Raw genomic sequence first — 1,636 nt, 5'->3', positions numbered from 1 at the left:
TGCTGGAATTCAGGTATATTAGTCATTTTGGCAGTTTTTGACTCTTCTTTTTTCAGGCTTTGTGAGAAATCCGGGGTTAGTGAATCATTCAGGAAAGATTTTTTCGCGATTAGAAATATTACAGCAATTGTGGGGTTTTGTACCAGAGATGAATACAGACACCCGTGTGGTAGATGTGCATATCTCACGATTACGGACAAAGGTAGAATCCGATCCGAATAACCCAGAATTCATTATCACAGCAAGAGGTAGTGGTTATTTTTTCCCACGAATTATTGATTCAGAACAGGAATAGCAGACAAATATGAGTAAGCTCATCTTAATTACAGGCATAAGTAAAGGTCTAGGTTATGCGATGACCGAGGGTTTTATCCAACAGGGACATACTGTTATTGGTTGCGCCCGTTCATCAGATGCAATCGATAAAATACGCCAAAAGTTTAGTGCGCCCAATGATTTCACATCTGTAGATGTAGCAAATGAACAGCTTGTAGAAAAATGGGCAGAACATATACTGAACAAGTATTCACCGCCAGATATAGTGATAAATAATGCGGCAATTACTAATTACCCAGCACCTTTGTGGGAAATACCTTCTGAAGAATTTTCGGATCTAATAGATATTAATATCAAAGGAGTAGCAAATATAATTCGCCATTTCGTACCAGCAATGGTGAAAAAGAAACGGGGTATTATTGTTAACTTTAGTTCTGGCTGGGGACGTTCGACTTCAGCCCAAGTTGCACCATATTGTGCTTCCAAGTGGGCAATAGAAGGATTAACTCGTTCTTTGGCACAAGAATTGCCAACTGGTATGGCAGCTATACCCCTCAATCCAGGGATTATTCATACAGATATGCTTTCTATTAGCTTTGGAGAAGAAGCTGCTAATTATACACCCGTGTCCGATTGGGTATTGAAAGCTGTTCCGTTTATTCTCAATTTAAAACCCAAAGATAATGGGATTCCTTTGACCATTTCATAAAATTGGTCATGCGTGAATTGCTTTGACTGTCCCTGAGCACTTACAGAAGAGGGACGGGTAATTTCGCCGAATTTGTTAAAAAAGTAGGAACTAATTTGAAATATTAATAACTTTTGGCTCAATTACTGTACCGTCCAGAAGCAAAACGATCTCACTGCGATCTAAATAACAAATATGCTTATCAATTTCTGGGGCAAACACAATATGCCAATACCATAGAAATGGCTTTGGATGAGGTTGCAGAGATTGAATCGAGGCAGCTATACATACATAAGAGTTGAATTGAGGTCGCTTTCGATAAGCTTCAGCCCGACCAATTTCAATAGCCTCGCTCATTGATAAAGGAACTGGTGACAATTCAGGATTCCAGGTGGAAACTTTTTTAAAAAGTGAGAGGGACACCTCAAAGTAAAGCTTCTTTTCTTCTGTACTGCAAATTAGCAGAGTAATTATTATATCTTCAAGCATCAAAGCAATTTTAGATTATCCTAGTTAAGGAAATAATTAATAACAAACAAGGTTAATTGTCAATATTTTGCTAATTAATGATCATATATCTAAACCTACTTGTCAATGTAAGGATTCAGGTGGCAGAGTATTGACAAAGGGAACACTTGAGGGGGAATATCACAAATATGAACCAAAACCTGC

At 38.0% G+C, this 1,636-nt stretch carries 2 protein-coding genes and 1 pseudogene; 2 read left to right on the top strand and 1 reads right to left on the bottom strand.

Features of this window, described 5'->3' with window-relative positions; genetic code table 11:
- Positions 1–76: 76 nt before the first annotated feature.
- Positions 77–295: pseudogene (locus ACEYW6_RS36175) on the top strand (winged helix-turn-helix domain-containing protein); the annotation flags it as partial.
- A 9-nt stretch (positions 296–304) separates the two neighbouring features.
- Positions 305–985 carry an SDR family oxidoreductase gene (locus tag ACEYW6_RS36170; RefSeq protein WP_412983600.1) on the top strand — a complete coding sequence of 227 codons (681 nt, stop codon included), beginning with the start codon at positions 305–307 and terminating at the stop codon, positions 983–985.
- A gap of 90 nt (positions 986–1,075) precedes the next feature.
- On the opposite strand, the gene ACEYW6_RS36165 is transcribed toward ACEYW6_RS36170, so the two are convergent.
- Complete coding sequence (locus tag ACEYW6_RS36165) at positions 1,076–1,453, bottom strand: hypothetical protein (protein WP_412983599.1); 378 nt, start codon at positions 1,451–1,453, stop codon at positions 1,076–1,078.
- Positions 1,454–1,636: the final 183 nt, after the last annotated feature.

The organism is Nostoc sp. UIC 10607 (genome assembly GCF_047228265.1).
GTDB lineage: Bacteria > Cyanobacteriota > Cyanobacteriia > Cyanobacteriales > Nostocaceae > Nostoc > Nostoc foliaceum_A.
Note: the sequence above shows the minus strand (reverse complement) of the source record. Positions and strands in the feature narration are given on the sequence as shown.

Coding starts and splice junctions, on each gene's coding strand:
- ACEYW6_RS36165 (WP_412983599.1), bottom strand. CDS start 1,453: ATGCTTGAAGATATAATAATTACTCTGCTAATTTGCAGTACAGAAGAA.
- ACEYW6_RS36170 (WP_412983600.1), top strand. CDS start 305: ATGAGTAAGCTCATCTTAATTACAGGCATAAGTAAAGGTCTAGGTTAT.